Raw genomic sequence first — 26,841 nt, forward strand, 5'->3', positions numbered from 1 at the left:
GATGCGAGTCCTCATAAACGGTAAACAGGGAGGTTTCTCGATGCGCAATATCGGACATTTCATCGGCGGCAAGCATGTTGCCGGTAATAGCGGTCGCACCGCCGACGTTTTCCAGCCGCTCGACGGCACGGTTCAGGCCAAGGTGGCGCTTGCGACCACGGATGAAGTGCGCGCTGCCGTTGAAAACGCCAAGGCTGCCCAGCCTGCATGGGCCGCGACGAACCCGCAGCGCCGCGTCCGCATCCTGCGCAAGTTCCTCGAACTCGTCGAAGCTGAATATGACAGCCTGGCCGAACTTCTGGCGCGCGAGCATGGCAAGACGATTGCCGATGCCAAGGGCGACATTCAGCGCGGTCTTGAAGTTGTGGAAGTCTGCCTCGGCTCTGCGCATATGCTGAAGGGCGAGTTCACCGACAATGCCGGTACGGGCATCGACACCTATTCCATGCGTCAGCCGCTCGGCGTTGTTGCCGGTATCACCCCGTTCAACTTCCCGGCCATGATCCCGCTCTGGAAGGCTGGTCCAGCGATTGCCTGCGGCAATGCCTTTGTTCTGAAGCCGTCCGAGCGCGATCCGGGCGTCCCGATGCGTCTGGCTGAACTGTTCATGGAAGCTGGTCTGCCTGCTGGCATCTTTAACGTCGTCAATGGCGACAAGGATGCGGTCGATGCGCTGCTCGACGATCCGGATGTTCAGGCCATCGGCTTCGTCGGCTCCACGCCGATTGCCCAGTACATCTACGGTCGCGGCTGCTCGAACGGCAAGCGCGTTCAGTGCTTCGGCGGCGCCAAGAACCACATGCTCATCATGCCTGATGCTGATATGGACCAGACCGTCGATGCGCTTATCGGCGCTGGTTACGGCTCGGCAGGCGAACGCTGCATGGCAATTTCGGTTGCTGTGCCGGTCGGTGAAGACACCGCCAACCGCCTGATGGAAAAGCTCATCCCTCGGGTTGAATCGCTCAAGATCGGCCCGTCCACCGACAATTCCGCCGATTACGGCCCGGTCGTCACGCAGGCTGCCCTTGACCGCATTCGCGGCTATGTCGATCTCGGTGTCGAAGAAGGCGCGAAGCTGGTTGTCGATGGCCGTAACTTCAAGATGCAGGGCTATGAAAATGGCTTCTACATGGGCGGCTGCCTGTTCGACAATGTGACGCGCGACATGCGCATCTATAAGGAAGAGATTTTCGGCCCGGTTCTCTCCGTTGTCCGCGCCAAGAATTACGAGGAAGCGCTCGCACTGCCGAACGATCATGAATATGGCAACGGCGTCGCCATCTTCACCCGCGACGGCGATGCGGCCCGCGATTTCGCAAGCCGCGTGCAGGTTGGTATGGTCGGTATCAATGTGCCGATCCCGGTTCCGATCGCTTATTACACCTTCGGTGGCTGGAAGGCTTCCGGTTTCGGCGATCTCAACCAGCACGGCCCGGATGCATTCCGCTTCTACACCAAGACCAAGACCGTCACCTCGCGCTGGCCGTCTGGGGTTAAGGATGGGGCAGAGTTCGTCATCCCGACGATGAAATAACCCCAGACGATTTTTTACGTTTGCGCGTCCTCGCTTCGCTGCGGGCGCGCGGCGTGGGTTAAAGACGGGGCAAAATTCGTCATCCCGACGATGAAATAAACCATTACCTCCCAAATGAAACCCCGCCTTCACGGCGGGGTTTTTCTTTCGCCGGTGGTTTCCAGTGTTTTGCGGTAGGATTCCTCGTCCGACTGTGCTACGGCGACGCTGTCCCCTTTCCTGAACGCAAAACGCTTCAGCAACGAAGAGACCGTTTCCTATGGCTGTCAGCTCCAAGCATATTCCCGCTCCCGATCTTCATCGGGTGCGCCGCGCCCTCCTTTCCGTTTCCGACAAAACCGGCCTGATTGAATTCGCCAAGGCGCTCCGTGCGCATGGCGTCGAAATCCTCTCGACCGGCGGCACTGCCAAGTCCATTGCGGCGGAAGGCATTCCGGTGCGCGACGTTTCCGAAATCACCGGCTTTCCTGAAATCATGGACGGGCGCGTGAAGTCGCTGCATCCGGCAGTCCATGGCGGCCTGCTCGCCGTGCGCAACGACCCGGAACACGTTGCCGCAATGGAAGAGCACAAGATCGGTGGTATCGATCTTGCCGTGATCAATCTCTATCCGTTCGAGGAAGTGCGCTTCCAGGGCGGCGATTACGACACGACCGTCGAAAACATCGACATCGGCGGCCCGGCCATGATCCGCGCTTCGGCCAAGAACCACGCCTATGTCGCCACCGTTGTCGATCCGGCCGATTATGCCGAAGTGGTCACCGAGCTTGAAAAGCATGCCGGTTCGCTGCCGCTCGCTTTCCGCAAGAAGCTGGCCGCCAAGGCTTTCTCGCGCACCGCAGCTTATGACGCGGCGATTTCCAACTGGTTCGCCGAAGCCATCGAAGAAGAAACGCCAATCTGGCGCTCGGTTGCGGGCAAGCTGCATTCGGTCATGCGCTATGGTGAAAACCCGCACCAGACGGCAGGCTTCTATCTCTCCGGCGAAAAGCGCCCGGGCGTTGCCACGGCCACGCAGCTTCAGGGCAAGCAGCTTTCCTACAACAACATCAACGACACCGATGCGGCTTTCGAGCTCGTCGCCGAGTTCGATCCGGCGCGCACGGCTGCCGTCGCCATCATCAAGCACGCCAATCCGTGCGGCGTGGCGGAAGGCGCATCGATCAAGCAAGCCTATCTGAAGGCGCTGGCCTGCGATCCGGTTTCGGCGTTCGGCGGCATTGTTGCGCTCAACAAGACGCTGGATGAAGAAGCCGCCGAGGAAATCGTCAAGATTTTCACGGAAGTCATCATCGCTCCCGATGCAACGCCGGGCGCGCAGGCCATCGTCGCCGCCAAGAAGAACCTGCGTCTTCTGGTGACGGGCGGTCTTCCTGACCCGCGCGCCAAAGGCATTGCCGCGAAAACGGTTGCCGGCGGCTTGCTGGTTCAGTCGCGCGACAATGGCGTCGTCGATGATCTCGACCTCAAAGTCGTGACCAAGCGCAGCCCGAGCGAAGCCGAACTGAACGATATGAAGTTCGCCTTCCGCATTGCCAAGCACGTCAAGTCGAACGCCATCGTCTATGTGAAGGACGGCGCAACCGTTGGTATCGGAGCTGGCCAGATGAGCCGCGTCGACTCGGCGCGTATCGCTGCCCGCAAGGCGGAAGATGCAGCCGAAGCCGCCGGTCTGGCAGAGCCGCTGACCAAGGGTTGCGTGGTTGCCTCTGACGCATTCTTCCCGTTTGCGGATGGTCTGCTTTCTGCCGTTCAGGCAGGCGCTACGGCGGTTATTCAGCCGGGCGGCTCCATGCGTGACGAAGAAGTGATCGCTGCTGCCGACGAGCATGGCATCGCCATGGTCATGACCGGAATGCGCCATTTCCGTCATTAATTCATCGACTTAGAAATCTGAAAAAGAGCCCCGAAACGAAAATTTTCGGGGCTTTTTGTTTTCATTGAGTTTCGAATTATTTCGTTTTAAATTCGTTTATGAGCGCTCACGTAAATACGGGAGCTGCTTTGCATCAGGGGAGGACGCGGAGGCATAGCAAGCTTTTTCATACCTGATGTAAACTAAAAGCATTTTACACAAACATATTCGAACGGGAGGATACTGTGAGTACCAAGCAATTTATCGGCTCCATCGATCAGGGAACCACCAGCACGCGCTGCATCATTTTCGATCAACTGGGCGATGTCATCGCTATGGATCAGCGCGAGCATGAGCAGATTTATCCCAAAGCCGGCTGGGTGGAGCATAGCCCGCTTGAAATCTGGCGCAACACGCAGCACGTCGTCGCGGAAGCGTTGAAGAAGGCCAAACTGACGGCAGCGGATATCGCCGCGATCGGCATTACCAACCAGCGCGAGACGACGCTGCTCTGGGACAAGGCGACCGGCCAGCCGCTTTATAATGCGCTTGTCTGGATGGATACGCGCACCGCCGATCTGGTGGCGCAATATACGAAGAATGGCGGTGCTGATCGTCTTCGCGCCCGGACGGGGCTGCCGATCACCACCTATTTCGCCGGACTGAAGCTGCGCTGGATTCTCGACAATGTTCCGGGCGCGCGCCAAAAGGCCGAAGCAGGTGAGGCGCTATTTGGCACCATCGATACATGGCTGGCCTGGAACCTTACCGGCGGACCGGATGGCGGCATTCACATTACCGATGTCACCAATGCCTCGCGCACGCAGCTGATGGATATTGCAAGCCTGCAATGGGATGCGGAAATTCTGGACCTCTTCCATATTCCGCGCGCTTGTCTGCCGGAAATCCGCTCATCGAGCGAGGTTTATGGCGAGATTTCGGTTCGGTCCCTGCGTGGTGTCCAGCTTGCGGGAATTCTGGGTGACCAGCAGGCAGCTTTGTTCGGTCAGGCCTGTCTTGAGCCGGGCGCGGCCAAGAACACTTATGGCACGGGCTGCTTCATGCTGATGAATACGGGTGACAAGCTCGTTTCGTCCGATTACGGCCTGCTGACCACCGTTGCCTATAAGATCGGCGATGCCCCGCCGTCTTATGCGCTGGAAGGCTCCATCGCCATTACCGGCGCGCTGGTGCAATGGCTGCGCGACAATCTCGGTATCATCCGCAACAGCAGCGATATCGAAACGCTCGCCCGTACTGTCGATGATAATGGCGATGTCTATTTCGTCCCGGCATTTTCCGGTCTTTATGCGCCGCATTGGGAATCGTCTGCGCGCGGCGTCATTGCCGGGCTGACGCGCTTTGCCAATAAGGGTCATATTGCCCGCGCGGCACTGGAAGCAAGCTGCTATCAGGTGCGCGAGGTGCTGGAAGCCATGGTGAAGGATTCTGGCGTGGAGATCGGTGAACTGCGCGCCGATGGCGGCATGACTGTCAACGAATTCGTCATGCAGTTTCAGGCCGATATTCTGGATGTCCCGGTGGTCCGCCCCAAGATCGTGGAAACCACGGCGCTGGGGGCGGCTTACTCGGCTGGGCTTGCCGTCGGCTACTGGAAATCCATGGAAGATGTTGTCGAAAACTGGCAGGTCGGCCATCGCTGGCACCCGAAGATGCCGAAGAAGGAGCGTGAACGCCTGTTCGCCTCATGGGAAAAGGCGGTTCAGCGCTCCCTGAACTGGGTGGATTAAGGCCAATTCGGCGCTCTATAAGGCCGCCTTGTCGGCAGGATAGGGCGTCGCTTTCGTCAGACAGAGACCAGCGGCGAAGAAGATCACCAGCACCGCCATTCCAATGGCTGCCGACCCGCTGATGGCGGTGACGGTGGCGACAAGAAATGGCGCGAGGAAACTGGTGGCGCGGCCCGCCAGCGCGTAGATGCCGAAATAGCGTCCCGACTCTTCCGGCTCGATGCTGCGGGCAAACCATGAGCGCGACGAGGCCTGCACAGGGCCGAAGGCCGCGCCGATCATCAGGCCATAGATGAGATAGGCATGTTCGGCAGGCGTCGAAAAAAGCCCCTGCGCGGTGCTTTCCGCAAAGGGTAGCAGCCCGAAGAACGTATAATCGCGCCCTGTCGATACAATGCCGAGCGTGGCGAGCAGCAACAGGATCAGCGATGCGATGACCACGGCTTTTGAGCCGAAACGTGAATCGACGCGGCTGGCGACAAGGCAGCTGAAGATCGCCATCACATTAAGGATCATGCCGAACAGGCCGATCTCGGTAATCGACCAGTGAAACATGGCGGCAGCATAGCCGCCGCCCAGCGCCAGCAAAGCGTTGACGCCGTCCTGATAGACCATGCGGGCAATGAGAAAGCGCAATATGCCGGAGCGCTGGCGCACCTCGCGCAGCGTGGCTTTCAGCTCAGAAAGGCCATGGCGTAGCGCCTTGCGCAGAGGTTCGCCGCGCGCCGAATCCGGGGTGAACAGGAACATCGGCAGCACAAAGATCAGATACCAGAGCGCTGTAAGCGGGCCGGTGATGCGGGCGTCTTCACCGGTGGTCGGATCAAGGCCAAAAAGAGGATCAACGCCGATGATCGTTTTGCCGGTTTGCGGTGACCCGGCCAGAAACAGCACCACGAAGACCAGCACGATCATGCCGCCTAGATAACCAAGCCCCCATGCGATATTGGAAATGCGTCCGATATCTGCACGTGGCACAAGACGCGGCATCATGGAATCATTGAAGACGATGGAAAATTCAGCTGCCACCGAGGCGATCGCAAAGGCCAGCAGCACCCAGAACAGGCTTGCTCCCGGCGCCGCGAACCAGAGGAGCGACAGGCTGACGATCTTCAGAACGGCGAAGAAGCCGATCCACGGTTTGCGCGCGCCGGTGCGGTCGGAAACAGCGCCGAGCACAGGCGACAGAATGGCGATGATAAAGCCCGCCGCCGCGATGCCATAGCCCCATGCAACTTGCCCGGCTTCCGGGCTTGCCGCCATGCGGGAGATAAAATAGGGGCCGAAAACAAAGGTCGTGACGACGGTAAAAAACGGTTGCGCCGCCCAGTCGAACAACATCCAGCCCCATATGCCGCGCCGTGACGCATAGCTGCGTTCGCTGACTGTCAGATCGCTCAAATGCCACTCCCTTGCGAATGTGGCCGGAGCTTATACGGCGAGCGACAACCTCACAAATGAAAAGGGCGGCCTTAAGCCGCCCTTTCATTTTTATTGCCGGGCGCGGATTACTGCGCCAGATCGGACATCAGGCCAGCGGCGACAGCCAGCCGCGAGACGGTGAGGTCGCCGCCTTCGGTGAGCGCGACCATGCGATTTCTGACCTGCTCGATCCGGACGCCGTCCGCATCGAGCCACGCCGCTGCCGGGTCTTTCTCCTTGGCGAAGCGCTTCAACGCCGCGATGGTGATCCCGCGTGCCGCCTGCGTGATGGTCTCGCTCGCACGCGACAGGGCCAGTCCGTCATAATAGTCGGTGACGGGGATGGACCGTGCCGCATCTTCGATGCGTCCGATGCGGAAGGCTTCCGACACGCCGAAATAGGCCTTGGCGGTTGCCACCAGATCGGCGTTCGCCAGATGCGCGATCAGCGCGATATCCGGCATGATGCCCGCAAGCTGGAGATTGGCGAGACGCTGGGCCAGCTTTTCCGGTGCGCCCTTTTCCACGAAGGCAGCCTTGTCGGCACGCACCGTGTTGCGCAGGAATTCAGGCATCAGGCCCTCGAAACGCGGTTCCAGTTCGGCACGCGCCTTGACGATGGTGCCGACCAGTTCGGTGAGGTTTGCGCGGGTCGTATCATTGCGCAGCACCCATGCCGTCGTCGCCTGCAACATTTCGCCGACGAGATGGTAGAACTGGTTCTGCACATCGCCCGGCACGCGATTGTCGAGCGCATCGATGGCGTCATAGACTGCGTCGATCTCGAAACCGTCACGCACCGCGATATAGGCGCGAACAATATCCGAAGGCGACTTGCCGGTCGTGTCGGCCAGACGGCTGATGAAGGTGATACCGCCGCGATTGATGACATCATTTGCCAGCAAGGTTGCAACGATTTCCCGCTTCAGGCGGTGGCCCGAGATTTCCTCTGCGTAAGTCTTGGCCATACGTTTCGGGAAATAGCCGAACAGCAGTGACTGGAAGTAAGGCTCGTCTGGAAGCGCACTTGCCACCAGATCGTCACTGAGCGACAGCTTGGCATAGGCCAGTAGGACCGCCAGTTCCGGGCGGGTCAGTGGATGGCCTGCCTTCTGGCGATCAGCCAGTACGGTGTCGGACGGCAGATACTCGACCTTGCGATCCAGCAGTTTGCGGTGTTCCAGTTCCGCCATGAAGCGGGCCTGGTAGGGGAGTTCGGCAAGTCCCTGACGTTCACTCAGAGAAAGCGCCAGCGGCTGGAGATAGTTGTTGCGCAGCACGAGCTCCGAAACATCGTCGGTCATGCTGACCAAGAGCTTGTTGCGGGCAGGGCGCTTGAGCTTGCCCGAACGCATGGCTGCGGCCAGAGCAATCTTGATATTGACCTCGACGTCCGAGCAGTTGACGCCAGCCGAATTGTCGATGGCGTCAGTGTTGCTGCGACCGCCTGCAAGCGCATATTCGATGCGCCCGCGCTGGGTCATGCCGAGATTGGCGCCTTCGCCGATCACACGGGCGCGAACATCCGAACCGGTGATGCGAATGGCGTCATTGGCGCGGTCGCCCACCTGCGCATCCGTTTCGCTGGAAGCGCGGATATAGGTGCCGATGCCACCGAACCATAAGAGATCAACCTGAGCTTTCAGGATGGTCGTCATGATTTCCTGCGGCGTTGCGGTGGTCTTGGCAAGGCCGATGGCAGCCGCTGCCTCGGCAGACAGGGTGATGGTCTTTTGGCTGCGGCTATAGATGCCGCCACCCGACGAAAGCTTCGAGCGATCATAGTCCTGCCAGCTTGAGCGCGGCAGTTCGAACAGGCGCTTGCGCTCGGCAAAGCCGTCCGCCGGAACCGGGTTCGGATCGATGAAGATATCGCGATGGTCGAAGGCCGCCACCAGCCTGATCTGCTCGGAAAGCAGCATGCCATTGCCGAACACGTCGCCCGACATGTCGCCCACGCCGACAACCGTAAATGGCTCGGTCTGTATATCCATGTCGAATTCACGGAAATGCCGCTTCACAGCTTCCCAGCCGCCACGGGCGGTGATGCCCATGCCTTTGTGGTCGTAACCGGCAGAGCCGCCCGACGCGAAAGCATCGTCCAGCCAGAAATCATGCGCCTGACTGATGGCATTGGCCGTATCGGAGAAGGTGGCCGTGCCTTTGTCGGCGGCGACAACGAAATAAGGATCGTCATTGTCGTGACGCACGACATTTTGCGGCGGCACCACAGCGCTGTCATGGATATTGTCGGTGACCGACAGAAGCGTTGAGATGAACACCTTATAGGCGTCGCGACCCGCTTCGAAGACGGCATTGCGGTCGCCGCCCACCGGCAGGCGCTTCGGATAGAAGCCGCCCTTGGCGCCGACCGGCACGATCACCGCATTCTTGACCTGCTGCGCCTTGACGAGACCCAGCACTTCGGTGCGGTAATCCTGCGCGCGATCCGACCAGCGCAAACCGCCACGGGCGACCGCGCCGAAACGCAAATGCACGCCTTCGACTTCCGGGCCGTAGACGAAAATTTCGCGATACGGGCGCGGATCGGGCAGTCCATCGACCAGCCGCGGATTGAGCTTGAAGGCGAAGGTGACACGTGGCTTGCCTTCGGCATCCAGCGTATAGGCGTTGGTGCGCAGCGTCGCTTCGATCAGGTTGCGGAACCGGCGCAGGATCTGGTCGTCGTCGATGCTCGGCACACCGAGAAGGGCGGTTTCGATGGCGTCGATCAGCTTCTTTTCCGCTGCGTCACGGCGCTTGGCCGATGGGTTGAAGCGCAAATCGAACAGCGAATAGAGATCGCTGGCGATTTCCGGATACCGGTTGAGGGCGGCGGCGATGAAGCCCTGCGAATAGGCGATACCCGCCTGCTGCAGATAACGGCCATAGGAGCGCAGAATCATGATCTGGCGTGCGGTGAGGCGGGCCGTCTGCACCAGCGCATTATAGCCGTCGTTGTCGGCAAAGCCGTCCCAGACAGTGCGGAACACGTCTTCCAGCATTTCGCCGTCATCGGAAAGATCGACCGGTGCGCCATAGGCGTTCACAAGCTGCATGTCGTGCACATAGACCGGCGCACCATCTTGACCGGCATGCGGCAGATCAATGGTCTGTTCGCTGACGACGCGGAAGCCCATATTTTCCAGAAGCGGAACGCGCTGCGACAGCACCACCGGCGCGCCGTGATGATAAAGTTTTAGCGAAACCGCATCCGGTCCATCGGTGCGATAACGGTAGAAATCCACGAAAAGCGGTGCTTCCGGGCTGAGACCCGCAATGCGCTCCGCATCGACCAGCGCTTCCGGTGCGGTGAAGATTTCGCGATAGGATGGCGGGAAGCTCGCGGCCAGCGCCACGACACCAGCATCGGCGTTTTCCACGCTTTCACGCACCGCATCTTCCCAGGTGCGGACGATGGAACGCACTTCCGCCTCCAGCGCTTCGCGATCCACATGCGGCGTGGAGCGTTCGTGACGGCGAATGACGAACTGAACGCGCGTCAGGCCGTTTTGAAGGAAGACCGGATGGAATTCAAAGCTGTCGCCGCCATAGACGTCGACGAGATAGCGACCGATCTTTTCACGTACGACCGAGTCGTAACGGTCGCGCGGTATATAGACCAGCACGGTCGCGAAACGGCCAAAACGGTCGAGGCGCGGAATGGCGCGCACACGCGGACGCTCGCCCAGCGCGAGGATGAGTTCGGCATTGGCCGTCAGGCTTTCCGTGTCGATCTGGAAAAGCTCGTCGCGCGGATATTCTTCCAGCACGTTGATCAGCGCCTTGCCGGAATGGTCTTCCCGGTTGAAGCCCAGATGCTTGATCACTGCATCGGCCTTCGAGCGAATGAACGGGATGCTGGCCACCGAGCTTATATAGGCGACCGAGGTGAACAGGCCGACGAGGCGCAGTTCGCCAATGGCTTCGCCCTTCGGTCCGAAAATCTTCACGCCGATATAGTCGAGATAGGAGCGGCGATGCACCAGCGACAGCGTATTCGCCTTGGTGACGATCAGCGGCTCATTGCTGTCGAGGAATTCGGTAACCTCGCGCGGCGTGACGGTATCGTCGTCATCCTTGCGCAGCACGCGCACTTCATTGTCGCCAAGGACGCCCAGCGGCTCCTTGACGGCGACGAGGCTGCGCTTCTTGCCCGAACCTTCAAAAGCAAGCTCACGCATGCCGAGGAAGATGAAATGATCGTCGCGCAGCCATTCGAGGAAGGCGATGGCTTCCGGCATGGCGGCATTGCCGTTCAGCTCATAAGCGCGCTTGTAATCTGCGATGGCGTCATCGAGACGCTTCAGCATCGGCTTCCAGTCGCCGACGGCAAAACGCACCTGTCCGAGAACGCGCTTGAGCCCGTCCGTCAGGTCGGCCTTGGCCTGCTTGCCGAGCGCTGGCAGATGAATCTGTACAAGGCTGACGCGCTCAACGCCCTTGGCAGGTGCGAGCTGCGATGCTTCGCCGAGAATAACCAGCCCATCCTTTTCCCGGGTAACATCGAGAACCGGGTGCACGACCATGAAAATCTGGCCGACGTGATTGTTCAGCTCGCCCAGAATGGAATCGAGCAGGAACGGCATATTGTCGTTGACGATGGTGATGACGCTCACCGGGCGACCATGGCGTTCGATACCATTATCGACGCTGATGATGCTTTTGCCCTTGCGGTAGGATTCGAGAGCCGCATAGCCATGACGGGCTGAACTGTCGAGCGCTTCGGCGTCGTAAGCTGCCATATCTTCTGGCGGTGCCCACTCGAAGAGAAGCTGTGAGAAGGCTGCCAGCGCCTTGGGCTTCCCTCCCTTTTTGTCCTCTTTGCTTGCCTTGGAATTCTTAACTTTGCTCGACCGATCCTGCTTTGCAGTCACGTCGGATACTCCTGTCATGATGGCAATGCGCGCCAAACTAGCAGATCAGACATTTCTTTCGATGACAAATCGCTGCGACTATCGAAAAAAATCCTGAAAAGTCAGAAAAATGGCATCTAATCCATTTAATTTGGAATAAAATATCGAAAACTTTGGGCGATTTTTCTAAAAATACCGGGGAAATTCCCGGCGCGCAAAAAATTGGCGTCAAATGACGGCGCAGATGGCTTCGCTTCGCCACAATTCAGACCAAAGTCGTAGATGATTCTGAGATGCTGGCGCTGTCAGAGCTCGATCAGATGATCGTCCAATTCGTTCATATTGTCGGCGCCTGCGGGGAAGTGTTTTTCCAGCAACGTGCCAGCCTGACCAATCGCGATGACGAAGCCCTCCGCCATTTGTGACCGCGATGCGTGATGGATCAGCGTCGCGACGATGGCGTTCCACTCGTCCTGCTCGACGCGGGCATGGATGCCTGCATCGGCAATCACTTCGGCATAATGCTCGGCCATGGAAACAAACAGCAGAATGCCGGTGCGGTTTTCGGTGATGTGGACATTGCGGGCCAGAAACTGTTGCAGCGCATTGAGATGGGCGCGCTTGTAGCGGATGCGGCGAGGCACCAGCAACATGCGGATCGATGGTAGCAGCCAGAGAACAAGCATGGCCGAAATGAAAGCGGCGAGAATGGACAGGCCGAACATCGGCAGACTGATATCAAACCAGTACCAATGCGCGAGGCAGGCTGCGATCACCGAAGCAAGCAGGATGCCGCAGGTTGCGACAAAGCCGGCTGCAAAGAAATAGTCGTCGCTGCTGCGCGCCAGCACCGCATAGATTTCGCCGCTGGTGCCTGCTTCCGCGTGACGAATAGCATCTGCAATGCGGGCATGGTCTTCGGCGCCGATCAGCGTATGGTGCTTCATCGCTACCTCTCCCTACCAGCTTCCAGAGGCGCCGCCGCCCCCCGATGAGCCACCGCCCCCGCCAAAGCCGCCACCGCCGCCGCCGGATGACCAACCACCGCCACCACCCCAGCCGCCGCCGCGACCGCCGGAGCTGCCGCTTGAATTGGTGTTCAGCGTCATGCCCAGCCATTCATAGCGTCCGGGGCCGAGCTTGCGTCCGAAGATCGGGGCAAGCACTGCGAAGCCGAACCCGCCAAAGAAAATCAGACACCAGAAGGTGATGAAGATGACCGCAACCCAGTCTACATCGTTACTACTGGTTTGCGCATTGCGCTTGGCGCGCGCTTCCAGTTCGGCGGCGTCGCCGGAGAGAACGGAGAGAATGCCGTCCACGCCCTGCACGATGCCGCCACTATAGTCGCCGGTGCGGAAGGCTGGAATGATGGCGCCGTTGATGATGACGCTCGACAGCGCGTCGGTCATGGTGCCTTCAAGCCCGTAGCCGACCTCGATGCGGACTTTGCGGTCGTTCGGGGCGACAACGAGCAGTATGCCGTTATTTTCCTGCTTCTGGCCGAGAGCCCAGCTGCGGAACAGGCGGTTTGAATAGGATTCGATGTCCTCGCCATTGAGGCTCGGCACCGTCACCACCACCACCTGATCGGAGGATTTAGCCTCGAAATCCGCCAGTTTCTGGTTCAGTTGCTGCCGTTCAGCCGGATCGATGATGCCTGCATTGTCCACCACACGGCCGGTCAGCGCCGGTGTGGCCTTCTGTGCCGTATCCTGCGCCCATGCAGCCGAGGTTGGTTGCAGGGTCAGGACAGCGGAAAACAGCAGAAGCAGGCATGCAAACAGGTATCGCGGCCAGTGAAGGCCGCGATGCCGATGCCGGAATGCTGCGCCCGTCGCCACGGAAGCGACCGTCAGTTAAACTTGACTTGCGGTGCTGCCTGGCTGCCGGCGTCGGCGCTGAAGGTCTGCATCGGTTGCGCGTCGCGATACCAGATCCAGGTCCAGATCATGGTCGGCATGGTCCGCAGCGTGGTGTTGTAGACGCGAACCGCCTCTATATAGTCGCGGCGTGCCACGGCAATGCGGTTTTCCGTGCCTTCAAGCTGCGATTGCAGCGCAAGGAAATTCTGGTTGGCCTTGAGGTCCGGATAGCGCTCGACCACAACCATCAGGCGCGACAGGGCGCTGGTGAGGTTGGCCTGATTGTCCTGAAACTGCTTGAAAAGTTCAGGATTGTTGAGCGTTTCCGGCGTGATCTGCACCTGCGTCGCCTTGGCGCGCGCATCGATCACCGCTTGCAGCGTATCCTTTTCGTGGGCGGCATAGCCCTTCACGGTCTCGACCAGATTGGGCACCAGATCAGCGCGGCGCTGGTACTGGTTCTGCACCTCGCTCCAGGCGGCCTTGGCCTTTTCCTCATTGGTCGGAATCGTGTTGAAACCGCATGCCGAAAGCAGCGGAACAAGAAGGGTGAGACCAAGGGCGATGAGAATACGGCGGAAAGAGAAAGAAGAGGCAACCGTCGCAGCCGACATGGGTTTCTCCTGAAAAAAGACGCTTTGCGAAGCGCCCGAATACGGATGTCGTGGCCCGAATATTCGCATTCACGAAAATGCGAGCCGTCAAATCAACAAGATAGCGTAATTTCGCGCCTCGTCCAGCCCGTTTGCAACACTGTTCCACCGCTGTCCGGGCGCAGAGGGCGGGTGGGCCAGAACCGGCCTCGCGCTTGCAATGGCGCATTTCTATGTTGACTCTATCAACATATTAAATATTGATAGAGTCAACATAGGGGAGGCGCTGAACCACGGCGTATACAGCAATGACGGAACCGACCAATCAGGCTGACATCGGCGCATTGCGCGCCTTCAATCGAGCCTATACGCGTCGTCTCGGCCTGTTGAACGCGCATCTCGACAAAAGCCCGTTCACTCTGACCGAGGCGCGCATTCTCTACGAGATAGCAAACCGCACCGCGCCGACGGCGGCGGACATCATGCGGGCGCTGGGGCTTGATCGCGGCCAGCTCAGCAGAACATTGAAGCGCTTCACCGAGCGCGGACTGATCGAGACGGAACAGCACCCGGATGGCGGGCGCAGCCGCCCCATTCTGCTGACCGAGATGGGACGCAAGGCGTTCAGCGCTCTGGAACGCAATACCTGTGATGCAGTGGGCGAACTTCTGGATGGCTTACGGCCCGACCGCCGCCGCGATCTGCTGACGGCTGCCGGGGCAATCATGCGCGTTTTCGACGAGAGGCAAAACGGGCAGGTGCAATTGCGTGATCTCAAAGCCGGTGATCTCGGCTGGATCATCCATCGTCAGGCCATCCTCTATACCGGCGAATATGGCTGGAACAATGAGTATGAGGCGCTTGTCGCCCGCATTCTTGCGGATTTCACGGAAAATTTCGACCCTGCCCACGATGCCGGCTGGGTGGCGGAAATCGACGGTCGCGTGGTCGGTTCAGTCTTTCTGATCAAGGGCGGTCAGCCCGGACTTGGCAAGCTGCGCCTGCTCTATGTCGAGCCGGATGCGCGGGGCGCAGGTGTGGGGGCAAAACTCGTCAACGCCTGCATCGAGCGCGCGCGGGCTGTCGGTGATGAGCGTCTCACGCTCTGGACGAACAGTGTGCTGACCGCCGCTCGGCGTCTTTACGAGCGCGCCGGATTTAAGCTTGTCGAAGAAGCGCCGCACCATTCCTTCGGTGTCGATCTGATCGGCCAGACATGGGAACTGGACCTTCCGGCAAGTCTTCAAGGACAAATGAAGGCCAGCGCATAAAAGAAAAGCGGCGGATTGCTCCGCCGCTTTCTTAAAAGGCAAACTGCGCGAAAGATTATTCGCTTGCAGCAGCTTCTTCAGCCGGAGCGGCTGCGGCTTCAGCGGCAGCAGCAGCGGCTTCTGCAGCCTTGGCAGCAGCTTCTTCTTCAGCCTGCTTGGCCAGAGCGATACGCTCCTGAGCCTTCTTGCCCGGCTCACCCTTGGTCGGGTTGCTGCGGGCCGGACGCTTGGCAATACCAGCCTGGTCGAGGAAGCGCAGAACGCGGTCGGTTGGCTGTGCGCCCTGGGCGATCCAATGCTGGATGCGGTCGGCGTCGAGCTTTACGCGTTCAGCGTCCTTGGCCAGCATCGGGTTCCATGCGCCAACGGTTTCGATGAAACGGCCGTCACGCGGGCTGCGGACGTCGGCAACAACGACGTGGTAGTAAGGACGCTTCTTGGAGCCAGCGCGGGCGAGACGAATCTTGAGGGACATTTTTTCTTTCCTTTAGACAAATTGTTCGGCCCTGACGGGCTATCGGTTGTTCTGCCCATCTGGGCAATGGATCGAGCCGTTATCGGCTATTTATTTTCCGCTGTGGTTGGCAGCGGCATGCTCATGATGCCGAATGACTTCCTTCACGATGAAGTTCAGGAATTTTTCGGCGAAATCGGGGTCGAGATGGGCATCGACAGCCAAAGCGCGAAGACGCTCGACCTGACGCTTTTCTCGAGCCGGGTCAGCCGGGGCGAGGCCCCGTTCGGCCTTCAGCACGCCCACTGCCTTTGTGCAGCGGAAGCGTTCAGCCAGCATATGGATCAGCGCCGCATCGATATTGTCGATGGAGGCGCGCAGTGACAGAAGTTCGGCGGGTGCAGTGTTCTGTTCGTCGCTCATAATGCTCACTTTTTCTTCGGCAGACCCGGAAGGCCGCCACCGAGACCCGGAAGCTTGGGTCCGCCCAAACCGGGAAGACCGCCGCCCGAAAGCCCAGGCAAACCGCCGCCTTTCGTCAGACCGGCTGCTTCCGCCTGCTTGGCAAGCGCCTCAAGCTGCTTCGGGTCCATCTTCGACAGATCCGGCATGCCGCCGAGGCCGCCCATGCCACCACCCAGACCGCCAAGGCCCATCTTGCTGGCAAGACCGCCCATCATCTGCTTCATCATTCCGCCTTTGCCCTTGCCCATGACTTTCATCATGTCGGCCATCTGGCGGTGCATCTTGAGAAGCTTGTTAATGTCGGCGGCGTTGGTGCCGGAACCCTTGGCGATGCGCTGCTTGCGGCTGTGCTTCAAGAGATCGGGATTGGCGCGCTCAGCCTTGGTCATGGAACCGATAATGGCAAGCTGGCGGTCGAACACCTTGTCGTCGAGACCGGCTGCAGCAACCTGATCCTTCATCTTGCCCATGCCGGGCATCATGCCCATGATGCCGCCCATGCCACCGAGCTTTTTCATCTGGCCCAGCTGGTCGGCGAGATCGTTGAGATCGAACTTGCCGGACTGCATCTTCTTGGCCATCGCAGCGGCTTTTTCCGCGTCGATGTTTTCAGCAGCTTTTTCGACGAGCGAAACAATGTCGCCCATACCCAGAATGCGGTCGGCGATGCGCTTCGGATAGAATTCCTCAAGCGCATCCATTTTTTCGCCGGTGGCGATCAGCTTGATCGGCTTGCCGGTGATGGCGCGCATCGAAAGCGCTGCGCCGCCGCGACCGTCTCCGTCCATACGGGTCAGAACGATACCGGTAATGCCGACGCGTTCATCGAAATTGCGCGCCAGATTGACGGCGTCCTGACCGGTCAGGCTGTCGGCGACAAGCAGAATTTCATGCGGATTGGCGGCCTTGCGGATATCCGCCATTTCCACCATCAGCGGCTCGTCGATATGCGTGCGGCCTGCGGTGTCGAGAATGACGACGTCATGGGCGCCGAGCTTTGCAGCCTGAACGGCGCGCCTGGCGATTTCGACCGGCGACTGACCGGCGATGATCGGCAGCGTGTCGACGCTGGTCTGGATGCCCAGCTGACGAAGCTGCTCCTGCGCGGCTGGACGGCGCGTATCGAGCGACGCCATCAGCACCTTCTTGCGCTGGCGTTCGGTGAGGCGCTTGGCGATCTTGCCGGTGGTGGTCGTCTTACCCGAACCCTGCAAGCCGACCATCATGATGACGACCGGTGCCGGTGCGTTGAGATCGATGGAAACGCCTTCGGTGCCGAGCATCTCGATAAGCTCGTCATGGACGATCTTGACGACCATCTGACCGGGCTTGATGCTCTTCAGGATTTCAGCGCCGACGGCCTTCTCACGAACGCGGTCGGTGAAGGAGCGAACCACTTCCAGCGAAACGTCGGCTTCGATGAGCGCACGACGCACTTCGCGCAGCGCCGCCGTCACGTCGCTTTCGGAGAGAGCGCCGCGTCCGGTGAGGCCGTTCAGAATGGAGCCAAGACGCTCCTGAAGTGATTCAAACATCGCGTTTCCTTATATCCGGGAATAGGCGGGAGGCTTCATCCGGGATAGATCGTCCCGCGTGTCTGCCAGTTCAAAAAGCACCCAAAGCGATACAGCACCCGAGGGCGCATCGCGCTGTCGGATGTGGACCTCCGGGATCGTTTTATACCATAATGGGTCCCGGTCGGTGGCTCGCGTTCTGAAGATCGCGGATAGATTGAGGGGTGGATTAGGCGTCGAAGAGCCGAATGTCAAGCAAAACTCGGTCAAATTGCCGTTCTTTCACCCAATTTAGCGCATATCCGCCGATGACAATACAGTGTGGTAATGGCAAATTCCCGCATAAGGCGAATCAATTTCGCTAAACAGTTCACAGCTGATCACTTCACAAGGAGAGAAGAATGGCGTTGACTGCCAAGGGCCGGATTTGGGCGGCGACAGTTCTTGCAGCAGGCATGTGTGCGGGTGCAGGCGCGGCTGAAGCCGCACAATGCGGCAACAATGCTGCCGGCTACAATGCGTGGCTGCAGCAGACCCTGAAGGAAGCGCCGTCGCGCGGCGTTGGCAAGGCGGGCCTCAGCGCGCTCGCCAGCACCAAATATGCGCAGGCCACCATCAATGCCGACCGCAACCAGAAGAGCTTCAAGCTCTCCTTCGAAGACTTCATGAAGAAGCGCGGCGCGGATACGATCATCAAGCGCGGCAAGGCCATGAAAGCGCAGAACGCGGCTCTTTTCGCCAATATCGAAAAGCGTTATGGCGTTCCTGCCGGTCCGCTGATCGCGATATGGGGCATGGAAACCGGCTTCGGCAACTATCTGGGCAAGCAGCACACGATTTCAGCCGTTGCAACGCTGGCCTATGACTGCCGCCGCACCGAATATTTCACCGGTCAGCTTTATGCGGCTCTCAAGCTGGTCGATCAGGGCGATCTCAGCCCGCAGGCAGTTGGCGCCATGCATGGTGAAATCGGCCAGACGCAGTTCATGCCGGCAAACGTCCTGAAATACGGCGTCAGCGGTTCGGGCAGCGCCCATTTCGACCTGAAGAACAAGGCGGATGCTCTCCACTCGACTGCCAACTTCCTGGTCGGTCACGGTTGGAGCCGTGGTGCAGGCTATCAGCCGGGTGAGCCGAATTACGGCGCGATCCAGGGCTGGAACGCAGCGCAGGTTTACCAGCGCGCCATTGCCGTCATGGGCAAGGCCATCGACGGGAATTAACAGAAACCACGGAGCGCTGCCAAAGCGCTCCGCTCTGCCTGGAAACAAAAAAGCCCCGGTCGAACCGGGGCTTTTTATTGCCGTCTGGCAGGAATTACAGAATAGGCTCACCGGCTTCGGGGCGTTTGAAGTCGCCGCTCTGCTGATCCATGACCCAGAGCTCGCCGGTCGAAATATCGAACCATGCGCCGTGCAAGGTGAGCTTGCCCTTCTTCTCCAGAATATCGACGCAGGGGAAGGTGCGCAGATTATTGATAGAGTAGCGGATGGAAATGCGCTCCAGCGCTGTCTGACGCTCGGTCGGCGTCATCAGGCTGTTGCCGCTGACGGCTTCAGCCGCAGGTGCAATCAGGCTCATCCACTTGCCGATGAAATCACCGGGCGACAGGGGCGCGCTTTCCGTATCGAGCGCAGCCTTGATGCCGCCGCAGCGTCCATGGCCCATGACGACGATGTGCTTGACCTTGAGGCTTTGCACCGCAAATTCCAGCGCAGCCGATGCCGCATGAAACTCGCCGTCAGGCTCGTAAGGGGGAATGAGATTGGCAACATTGCGCAGGACAAACATTTCGCCCGGCGCAGAGTTGAAGATTGTTTCGGGAGCAGCGCGGGAATCGCAGCAGGCAATAACCAGAGTTTCCGGTGATTGTCCTTTTTCCGCCAGTTCGCGATAGCGCGCGGTTTCCCGTGCGAAATGCTCCGTCATGAAGGTTCTGTAACCTGAGAGGAGTGTGTCCGGAAGATCAGCCATAGCGTTCCAATATCCCTAACGAAAACCGAGATCAATCAAAATGATCATGCCGCAGAAAGGTCGCTGAGGCGTCAGGCGCGCAATCCCTTGGTCGGGTGCACAAGACGGCGCGTCTGCACCATGGCCATCGGCGAGGCGAGGCTGGAGGCATCGGCTTCCAGCATCAGTTCGTCGGCGCCGCGTTTTGCCGACCGCGCCATGATTTCGAACACGGCAGCGGTGGTGCTTTGCAGAGTCTTTTCTTCCGACAATCCTGAAAGGCGGCGCGCAAGAAACACCGCCGATGTCAGGTCGCCGAGCCCGTTGGTGGGGCCGTCTACCTTGCGATGTTCCGCCATCAGCGCCATGGTCGGCGTCAGCAAGATATTGCCGATGCTGCCCGCCATCAGCGGGAAGGCGGAGGTGACCAGCATGGTTGCCGGGCCAGCGTCCAGGGCAGCTTCCATCAGTGATTTGTTGTCTTCGAGCGGCACGCCGGTCAGCCAAGACAGTTCGAAGCGGTTGGGGGTGGCGATATCCGCAAGCGGCATAAGTTTGTCGCGAATGCCGATGGCGGTTGCCTCGGGCACATAGAGGCCCTTTTCATCGCCGATGACCGGATCGCAGAGATAGACGGCGTTCGGGTTGCGCGCCTTGACGCCTTTGACCAGCTCAGCGACAGCTGCCGCCTGTTCCGGGTGACCCAGATAGCCGGTCAGGATTGCGCCGACTTCGCCCAGCCACGGGGCGCGCTGGAGATCCTGCATCAGGCGGGAAAACTCTTCGGGCGGTGGCACGATGCGTCCGGCAGGACCATGGCCGGGATGCCAGGGCAGAACAACCGTGGGCACAGCCCAGACCGGAAAGCCCAGCGTTTCCAATGCGAAGACGGCGGCCCGGTTACCCACCGAACCGCGCACGACATGGCTTGAAATGACAATAACGGTTGTCGCGTCCGGAGGCGCAGAAAGCGTCATGTTAGACCTAGCTTTGCATGAGATAAAAGACGAGCCAGACGATGATCGCCAGCGTGATGAGAAGGCCAAGCGTCCGCCCAATGCGGGTGGCCCAGAGTTCGATGCGGTCGTTTTCCGGCGCGTCCCCGGCGGCAAGGTGTGTGGCGGTGCGGGCAAAACTACGACGGACGATACCTTCCGCGCCGGTTTGCTCGCGTTCCAGCCGCTCCAGAATACGGCGCGCTTCTTCCTGGCGCTCGCGTCCCGGACCGCCGGCGTCCTCGCCTATGCCAGCCTGCTGGCGTTCACCCATGATCTGCCTGCCTTGCCGAAGTGACTCATATCCGAAACCCGGCATAGCATCGTGCCCGAAATGATGTTCTGCAAGCGGAATAGTTGCATTCTATGTGAGCTTGACGACAAGCTTGCCAAAATTGCCGCCGTCGAGCATCGAAATGAAGGCCTTTGGCGCGTTTTCGAGCCCCTCCACAATGTCTTCTCGATAGCGGATTTGTCCGTCGGCGATCCATTTCGCCATATCGTGATAAAATGCGGGGCGTTGATCGACAAAGTCGCGCTGGATGAAACCGCGAATGGTCAGGCTCTTGGACAGGATATCACGCATCACAAGCGGCAGGCGGTCGGGACCGTTGAATGGGCCGCTCTGGTTATACTGCGCGATAAGCCCGCAAACCGGCACACGGGCAAACTGGTTGAGAAGTGGGAAAACTGCTGCAAAGACCTTGCCGCCGACATTTTCGAAATAGACGTCGATGCCGTCCGGGCAGGCCAGCGCCAATTCCTGCGCGAAATTCGGGCTGCGATGGTCAACCGCAACATCGAAGCCGAATTCGTCAATCAGCGCCTTGCATTTATCTGCGCCGCCGGCAATGCCGATGGCCCGCGCGCCTTTCAGTTTGGCGATCTGACCGACCGCAGAACCGACAGGACCTGTCGCTGCCGCAACGACCACCGTTTCGCCTTCCTTGGGTTGGCCGATGGTCAAGAGGCCGGAATAGGCGGTGAAGCCCGGCATGCCGAGAACGCCAAGGGCGGTGGTGAGCGGTGCCTGTTCAGGGTCAAGTTTGCGCAAGGTGGAGGCATTGGCCACCGCATAGCTTTGCCAGCCGGAATGAGACAAGACGAAGTCACCGGGCGCGAAGCCCGCGCTGCGGCTTTCCACCACTTCGCCCACCGTGCCGCCTTCCATGACGGAACCGATTTCCACCGGGGCGGCATAGGATTTGGCAGCGCTCATGCGACCGCGCATATAGGGGTCGAGCGAAAGATAGCGCAGCTTCAGAAGCACTTCGCCTTCGCCAGCGCTCGGAACTGCCGCTTCTTCCAACCGGAAGTTTTCCGCCGTGGGGCGTCCGTCTGGACGCGACGCAAGTACGATGCGCTGATTGATCTTTTCGCCCATGGGATAAACTCCTGTTGTTGAGGATCGGCTTGAACCGGAACGGCATGTGATGCATCCGGTTCCGCGACGGTTACTCACTTTTGAAGACGGCTTGGTGAAGAACTGCTATGGAATGATGTAACAGTGATTTGTAAATCCATTCGCTTTGAGGCCAAAGCAAAATGACCCAAGATTCGTTGTTTCTTTTGACCCCGGGTTTCAAAGATCCGGCCTATCCCGGACAGGAATTCTATTGCTGGCACTGCGCGCTGATTGAGGGTGTTCTGGCGTATTTTCCGTCGCTCGGTGGTGATCTGAAAATCGAGCGCGTCGCATTTTCCCGGCCACGTGAGAAGGTGATCCAGCTTGCGGGTGAGGAAAACCAGTCACTGCCATTGCTGATCTTGAAGGACGGCGACCGCTCGCCGCTGGAAACGGGCACCTATCTGGGGCGTTCGCTGATTGCCGATCCACACAAAATTCTGGCCGCGCTGACAGAGCGGCACGGTTTCCCAGCGCCGCATCCGTGAACGTGTAAAAGCGTTAGACGTAGCTTCCGAGCGCCACGCGGCTGAACTGCCAGTTGACCTCCGGCAATTCGGAGGCCGGGAAGGACAGCACGATTTGCTTGGATGTGACAGGCCCGCGGAACCCAGCGAAGAAGATCGTGTCTTCCAGTTGCGGCGCGACTTCGAAACAGGAGAACACCCAGGTGTCGTCCCGGTCGGCAGACAGGACGATCAGGCCGTTCTCATCATAGGAAATATCGACCGACGGGTGCAGGTGGAACCGCACCGCAATATTGTCGCGTCCATTGGCTTTCAGCGGTCGTCCGTCGCCACGATAAAAACGGTCTGCCCCCTGAATGACACTGCCATTGTGCGACAGCACAAGACGGCGCTCATGATAAATGCCGAACAGGCGCGCATAGCCGTCATGGCTCGCAACAAAACCTTGTCGCCCCATTTCTTCGATGCGGTCACGCTGTACGCGCGTCGGTCCGGCAATGATCGGCGTACCGATCATGTTGGAGAGGCCAGCATTGAGGCTGAACCGGCACGACGATGTGTCGTTGATGGTCGCTGTCGAATGGGCAGCCGTGGAGCGTCCCAATGGACGAAATTCCGGCGGGCCGAAACGGTCGATGCCGGAATTGACGATATAGCGCTGGCGTCCGGAGGACATTTCAAAGGCAAGGCAGCCCGCATGGGCGTCGCGCGAGGCAGTGACCGGCGGCGGCAGGCCGGTATCGGCGATGATGGTCGTCGATCCCATGGAAAGCCGTTCATAGCCGGAATAGGGCGCGTGGGTCAGCGGCGAACCGGCGGTTTCGTCATGACGCAGCACGGAAATGATCCGTTCCGGCATGGTCGGGCCCACGCCATTGAACAGCGCGAGGCTGCCATCCTGATGACGGAAGAAGCGCAGCGCAGGCAGCATGCGCTCGACCGCTTCGATCAGGGCCTTGGGCGGCGATTCCGTGCCGTTGGCATAGGTCTGGCGCAGCGGCAGAAGATCGGCCAGCAGCTCCAGAACGGTTACCGGATTGCGCGAAATATGCCCGCCATCGGGCAAAATCTGGCGCTTCAGTTCATATTCGAGATTGCGTCGGGCGGCGCGGGCAGTCGGCGGTGAGACCGGCAGCGCAAGGGCGGCGAAAGCCAGTGCGATACGCGCGCGCAGACGCTCTTCGCCGTCGTCCATCGCGCCTGCAACGGTGCGCAAGTAGCGGACCTGCATGGCGAGCGAGCGCATGAATTTGCGATAGGCCGGCATTTCTGCGCCAGAGAGGATCAGGTTGGAATGCTGCAACCAGGCGATGATGCGCTGCGCCGTCACTTCCGGCGCCCATGCGAGACCGCCGATACGCTTGCCAAACATGCGCATCCAGTCATCGACCAGCGCCCGCGCATTGGCGGTCGCCAGTTCGCTGTTGGCACTTTTCAGATGGCGCAGCCAGCCGAAGCTCTGAAGCGCTGCTTCCCATTCGGGGGTCGGCGGCTCAACGGCAAATGGCGAAAGCCCGCCGGTTTCGACAAGGCGACCTGCCAGCGCGAAGCGCCCGTGATAGAATTCCTGCGCCAGCTGCGGGTCGGCGACGCGCAGATCGGGCGGTGCAATCAGGATACGGTCGGGCGTAAAGCCGGTGAAGCGCCAGCTGTAAAGCGGCCCCATACGCAGGCGGCGGCTGAACTTGCGCCACGCCTGTGCAACGGCCAGTCCCCAAAGGTGAGGGGTTTCGCTCAGCGCGACTGCCACCCGGTCTTTCTCCGTGTCGTTTGTCATTGTGTCTACGCATTATCCAACGCAAAACCGCTTCGCACTTTTGCTGGAAATGCTCAAATCCTTTAGGCCAGATCAGAATTCCAGCCTTCTTTACAATTCTATAGAATGATGAATCGAGCGTTAACCATAACGGGTATCGCACCCCGTTATGACAATTTTTACGATTTAGTTTGGCTTACGCGCGCCGCTTGAAGCGTGCTGCGAAGAAACCGTCCATGCCCGCCCTATGCGGATCGCCGTTGAAACGCTCGGGCGGAAGATCGGCTGGCGTGGAACGAAGATAGCCTTCGCTGGTGATCAGACCTTCCAGACCGGCGCAATCGTCCACGGTGATCGGGAAAGGCTCCAGCAGCGGATTTTCTGCCGCCCTGCGCGCCATTTCCTCGCCTTCGAGCGGATGCAGCGAGCAATTGGAAAAGACGATCACGCCGCCGGGCTTTACCAAGGTTGCAGCATGGGCCAGCAGCTTGCCCTGAAGATCGGCAAGCTTGGTGATATCCTGTGGCGTCTTGGTCCACGGAACGTCGGGATGACGGCGCACCGTACCGGTGGAAGAGCAGGGCGCATCGAGCAGAACTGCGTCGAAAAGCTCTTCCGGCGCAAAATCCATCAGATTGGTCGCAACGGTCTTCGCCTCGTAACCAAGCCGTTCCAGATTACCGCGCAGGCGCTTCAGCCGGTTCTCGGACATGTCGAGCGCGGTGACGCGGGCACCTTGCTGCACGAGCTGGGCCGTCTTGCCGCCGGGCGCGGCGCAGAGATCGGCGACGCGTTTGCCATTGATATCGCCCATCAGGCGTGCAGGCAGGCTTGCCGCCACGTCCTGCACCCACCAGTCCCCCTCGGCGAAGCCCGGAAGATCGGTCAGTGCACCCTCCACCGTCTGCACACGGACAGAGCCGTTCGGCAGCGCAATGCCGCCAAGTTTCTCGGCCCATAGCTCCGGGTCGCTCTTCACGGTGAAATCGATTGGCGGCTCAAAGGCATGCATGGCGAAGATGGCCGCAGCCTTTTCCGCGCCGTAAGCATCGACGATGCTCTTGGAGAACCATTCGGGCACGTTGCCTTCCGGTAGCAACGTGTGTGCCAGCGCGCGTTCCTTGTTGCGCGACAGGCGACGCAGCAATGCGTTGACCAGACCGGCATATTTGCGATTGCGCGGATCGGCATTGGCGGCTTCCACCGCCAGATCCACCGCCGAATGATCGGGAAGGTCGAGATAGAAAATCTGCGCCACGGCGACATGCAGCAGGTGCTTCAACGCGACGGCGTTTTCCGGCAGCGGGCGGTCGAGACGTTTGGAAATGGCCCGTTCAATGGCGCCGCGATTGCGCAGGCTTGCACCCAGAATGGCGCGTACCAGCGCGCGGTCACGCGGTTCCAGCGCCAGATATTGCGGATGGCCATGGCTGTTGTCGGTAAGACCGTCCAGCGAGGTGTTCTTTTCGATCACCGCACCCAGCAGGCGCGCCGCACATTGACGCGCGCTCAAGCCGGGGCGTTCCACCGCGTTGTTCTGCACCGATGGCTTGTTGTTTCCGCGCTTTGGCGCGGGCTTCTTATCGTTCACGCTATTCTGCTTTTATGAGATGATTTTCAGGACCATGGCCCCCGATAGATAACCGGAACCGCCACTGTTGTTATCGCCTGCATTACCACTTCTTTGGCCCCAGGGACCACTGTTTTGTGACGGGGCAGCAGCGCGGGGAGCCATTCCGGTTGAGCGAATGCCCATTTCTCCGGCCAATTGTTCAAGCGCCGCGATGCGATTGTCGGTGTCCGGATGGGTTGAGAAAAGATTGTCGGCACCCCGTCCGCTCAGCGGATTGATGATGAACATATGCGCCGTTGCCGGGTTGTGTTCGGCATTTTCATTGACGGTGGCTTTGGCGCTGCGGGCGATCTTGTTAAGCGCCGAAGACAGCCATAGCGGATTGCCGCAGATTTCCGCGCCACGTTTGTCGGCGGCATATTCGCGGGTACGGCTCACGGCCATCTGCACGATCATCGCGGCAAAGGGCGCGACGATCATCGCCAGAATGGTGCCGATAACACCAATGACACCATTGCCGTTTTCCCGGTTGCCGCCGAGGAAAAAGGCGAAATTGCCGAGCATCGAAATGGCACCGGCCAGCGTCGCCACGATGGTCATGGTGAGCGTATCGCGGTTTTGCACATGCGCCAGCTCATGCGCCATCACGCCCGCGACTTCTTCCGGTGTCAGGCGCTGGAGAAGACCCGTGGTGGCGGCGACAGCCGCATTTTCGGGATTGCGCCCGGTGGCAAAGGCGTTGGGCTGGTCCTCGTGGATGATGAACACCTTCGGCATCGGCAGACCGGCATTGGCGGCAAGGCCGCTCACCATGCGGTAGTAATCCGGGGCGGTGCGCTCATCCACCTGCTGCGCATTGTACATGCGCAGCACCATCTTGTCGGAATTCCAGTAGCCGAACAGATTCATGCCGATAGCGAAGACGAGCGCGATCATCATGCCGCCGCCGCCGCCCAGCAAATAGCCGATGCTCATGAACATGACTGTCATGAGAGCAATCAGCATGGCAGTTTTCGTCATATTCATGCGTCGTGATCTCCAATTCAGCGAGAGTTTATCTCAAACAGGGTTTTGCGTCCCACCTATTCCTGCCTATATGATGGGTATCA

Annotated in this window: 20 protein-coding genes and 1 pseudogene; 6 read left to right on the plus strand and 15 right to left on the minus strand. The window is 59.6% G+C overall.

Going from position 1 to position 26,841, the window contains the following annotated elements:
- The first annotated feature begins 40 nt into the window (after positions 1–40).
- From WIX40_RS15425 to glpK, 3 genes are all read left to right on the plus strand, one after another.
- A complete protein-coding gene (locus WIX40_RS15425; RefSeq protein WP_339440534.1) occupies positions 41–1,537 on the plus strand; it encodes a CoA-acylating methylmalonate-semialdehyde dehydrogenase in 1,497 nt (498 codons plus the stop codon).
- A gap of 259 nt (positions 1,538–1,796) precedes the next feature.
- Positions 1,797–3,413 (plus strand): bifunctional phosphoribosylaminoimidazolecarboxamide formyltransferase/IMP cyclohydrolase, encoded by a 1,617-nt coding sequence (purH, locus tag WIX40_RS15430; protein WP_339440535.1) that lies wholly within the window; start codon positions 1,797–1,799, stop codon positions 3,411–3,413.
- Between the two features lie 224 nt (positions 3,414–3,637).
- A complete protein-coding gene (gene glpK / locus WIX40_RS15435) occupies positions 3,638–5,143 on the plus strand; it encodes a glycerol kinase GlpK (protein ID WP_109369842.1) in 1,506 nt (501 codons plus the stop codon).
- Positions 5,144–5,158: 15 nt separating this feature from the next.
- On the opposite strand, the gene WIX40_RS15440 is transcribed toward glpK, so the two are convergent.
- The 5 genes from WIX40_RS15440 to WIX40_RS15460 form a co-directional block, all read right to left on the minus strand.
- Complete coding sequence (locus tag WIX40_RS15440) at positions 5,159–6,484, minus strand: MFS transporter (protein ID WP_371834151.1); 1,326 nt, start codon at positions 6,482–6,484, stop codon at positions 5,159–5,161.
- A gap of 167 nt (positions 6,485–6,651) precedes the next feature.
- Entirely contained in the window at positions 6,652–11,442 is a 4,791-nt protein-coding gene (locus WIX40_RS15445) for an NAD-glutamate dehydrogenase (protein WP_339441056.1), read from the minus strand.
- A 284-nt stretch (positions 11,443–11,726) separates the two neighbouring features.
- Positions 11,727–12,368, minus strand: coding sequence for a TPM domain-containing protein (locus tag WIX40_RS15450; protein WP_339440537.1), 642 nt, complete (start codon positions 12,366–12,368; stop codon positions 11,727–11,729).
- A gap of 12 nt (positions 12,369–12,380) precedes the next feature.
- Positions 12,381–13,196, minus strand: coding sequence for a TPM domain-containing protein (locus WIX40_RS15455; RefSeq protein ID WP_339441058.1), 816 nt, complete (start codon positions 13,194–13,196; stop codon positions 12,381–12,383).
- Between the two features lie 80 nt (positions 13,197–13,276).
- Complete coding sequence (locus WIX40_RS15460) at positions 13,277–13,900, minus strand: LemA family protein (protein WP_171318692.1); 624 nt, start codon at positions 13,898–13,900, stop codon at positions 13,277–13,279.
- A 287-nt stretch (positions 13,901–14,187) separates the two neighbouring features.
- Between WIX40_RS15460 and WIX40_RS15465 the strand changes: the two genes are divergently transcribed.
- Positions 14,188–15,150, plus strand: coding sequence for a bifunctional helix-turn-helix transcriptional regulator/GNAT family N-acetyltransferase (locus WIX40_RS15465; RefSeq protein WP_339440538.1), 963 nt, complete (start codon positions 14,188–14,190; stop codon positions 15,148–15,150).
- Between the two features lie 55 nt (positions 15,151–15,205).
- Here WIX40_RS15465 and rpsP read toward each other — a convergent pair whose 3' ends face one another.
- The 3 genes from rpsP to ffh all read right to left on the minus strand — a co-directional run bounded on the left by rpsP (position 15,206) and on the right by ffh (position 17,604).
- Positions 15,206–15,625: a 30S ribosomal protein S16 gene (gene rpsP / locus WIX40_RS15470; protein ID WP_109369837.1), complete on the minus strand. Its 420-nt coding sequence runs from the start codon at positions 15,623–15,625 to the stop codon at positions 15,206–15,208.
- Positions 15,626–15,715: 90 nt separating this feature from the next.
- The gene (locus WIX40_RS15475; RefSeq protein WP_078339573.1) at positions 15,716–16,027 is read right to left on the minus strand and encodes a chorismate mutase; all 312 of its coding nucleotides are present in this window, start codon (positions 16,025–16,027) and stop codon (positions 15,716–15,718) included.
- Positions 16,028–16,032: 5 nt separating this feature from the next.
- Positions 16,033–17,604: a signal recognition particle protein gene (ffh, locus tag WIX40_RS15480; RefSeq protein WP_078339572.1), complete on the minus strand. Its 1,572-nt coding sequence runs from the start codon at positions 17,602–17,604 to the stop codon at positions 16,033–16,035.
- Positions 17,605–17,984: 380 nt separating this feature from the next.
- On the opposite strand from ffh, the gene WIX40_RS15485 reads away from it, so the two are divergent.
- A complete protein-coding gene (locus WIX40_RS15485) occupies positions 17,985–18,806 on the plus strand; it encodes a lytic murein transglycosylase (RefSeq protein ID WP_339440540.1) in 822 nt (273 codons plus the stop codon).
- A gap of 94 nt (positions 18,807–18,900) precedes the next feature.
- Here the strand turns inward: WIX40_RS15485 and WIX40_RS15490 are convergent, their stop codons facing one another.
- The 4 genes from WIX40_RS15490 to curA all read right to left on the minus strand — a co-directional run bounded on the left by WIX40_RS15490 (position 18,901) and on the right by curA (position 21,915).
- On the minus strand, positions 18,901–19,557 hold the full coding sequence (locus tag WIX40_RS15490) for a carbonic anhydrase (protein ID WP_109369835.1): 657 nt from the start codon (positions 19,555–19,557) through the stop codon (positions 18,901–18,903).
- 71 nt (positions 19,558–19,628) lie between these two features.
- On the minus strand, positions 19,629–20,513 hold the full coding sequence (pdxY, locus tag WIX40_RS15495; RefSeq protein ID WP_171318695.1) for a pyridoxal kinase PdxY: 885 nt from the start codon (positions 20,511–20,513) through the stop codon (positions 19,629–19,631).
- Positions 20,514–20,520: 7 nt separating this feature from the next.
- A complete protein-coding gene (locus tag WIX40_RS15500) occupies positions 20,521–20,805 on the minus strand; it encodes a hypothetical protein (RefSeq protein WP_339440543.1) in 285 nt (94 codons plus the stop codon).
- Between the two features lie 90 nt (positions 20,806–20,895).
- Positions 20,896–21,915, minus strand: coding sequence for an NADPH-dependent curcumin/dihydrocurcumin reductase (gene curA / locus WIX40_RS15505; protein WP_339440545.1), 1,020 nt, complete (start codon positions 21,913–21,915; stop codon positions 20,896–20,898).
- Positions 21,916–22,076: 161 nt separating this feature from the next.
- On the opposite strand from curA, the gene WIX40_RS15510 reads away from it, so the two are divergent.
- Positions 22,077–22,424: a DUF3088 domain-containing protein gene (locus tag WIX40_RS15510; RefSeq protein ID WP_339440546.1), complete on the plus strand. Its 348-nt coding sequence runs from the start codon at positions 22,077–22,079 to the stop codon at positions 22,422–22,424.
- Between the two features lie 13 nt (positions 22,425–22,437).
- On the opposite strand, the gene WIX40_RS15515 is transcribed toward WIX40_RS15510, so the two are convergent.
- From WIX40_RS15515 to htpX, 3 genes and pseudogenes are all read right to left on the minus strand, one after another.
- On the minus strand, positions 22,438–24,180 hold the full coding sequence (locus WIX40_RS15515) for a heparinase II/III family protein (RefSeq protein WP_339440547.1): 1,743 nt from the start codon (positions 24,178–24,180) through the stop codon (positions 22,438–22,440).
- Between the two features lie 175 nt (positions 24,181–24,355).
- Entirely contained in the window at positions 24,356–25,750 is a 1,395-nt protein-coding gene (locus WIX40_RS15520) for an RsmB/NOP family class I SAM-dependent RNA methyltransferase (RefSeq protein ID WP_339440548.1), read from the minus strand.
- A gap of 26 nt (positions 25,751–25,776) precedes the next feature.
- Positions 25,777–26,758: pseudogene (gene htpX / locus WIX40_RS15525) on the minus strand (zinc metalloprotease HtpX).
- Positions 26,759–26,841 lie beyond the last annotated feature (83 nt).

Origin of the sequence: Ochrobactrum teleogrylli (assembly GCF_037482325.1) — a bacterium.
Taxonomy (GTDB): domain Bacteria; phylum Pseudomonadota; class Alphaproteobacteria; order Rhizobiales; family Rhizobiaceae; genus Brucella; species Brucella teleogrylli.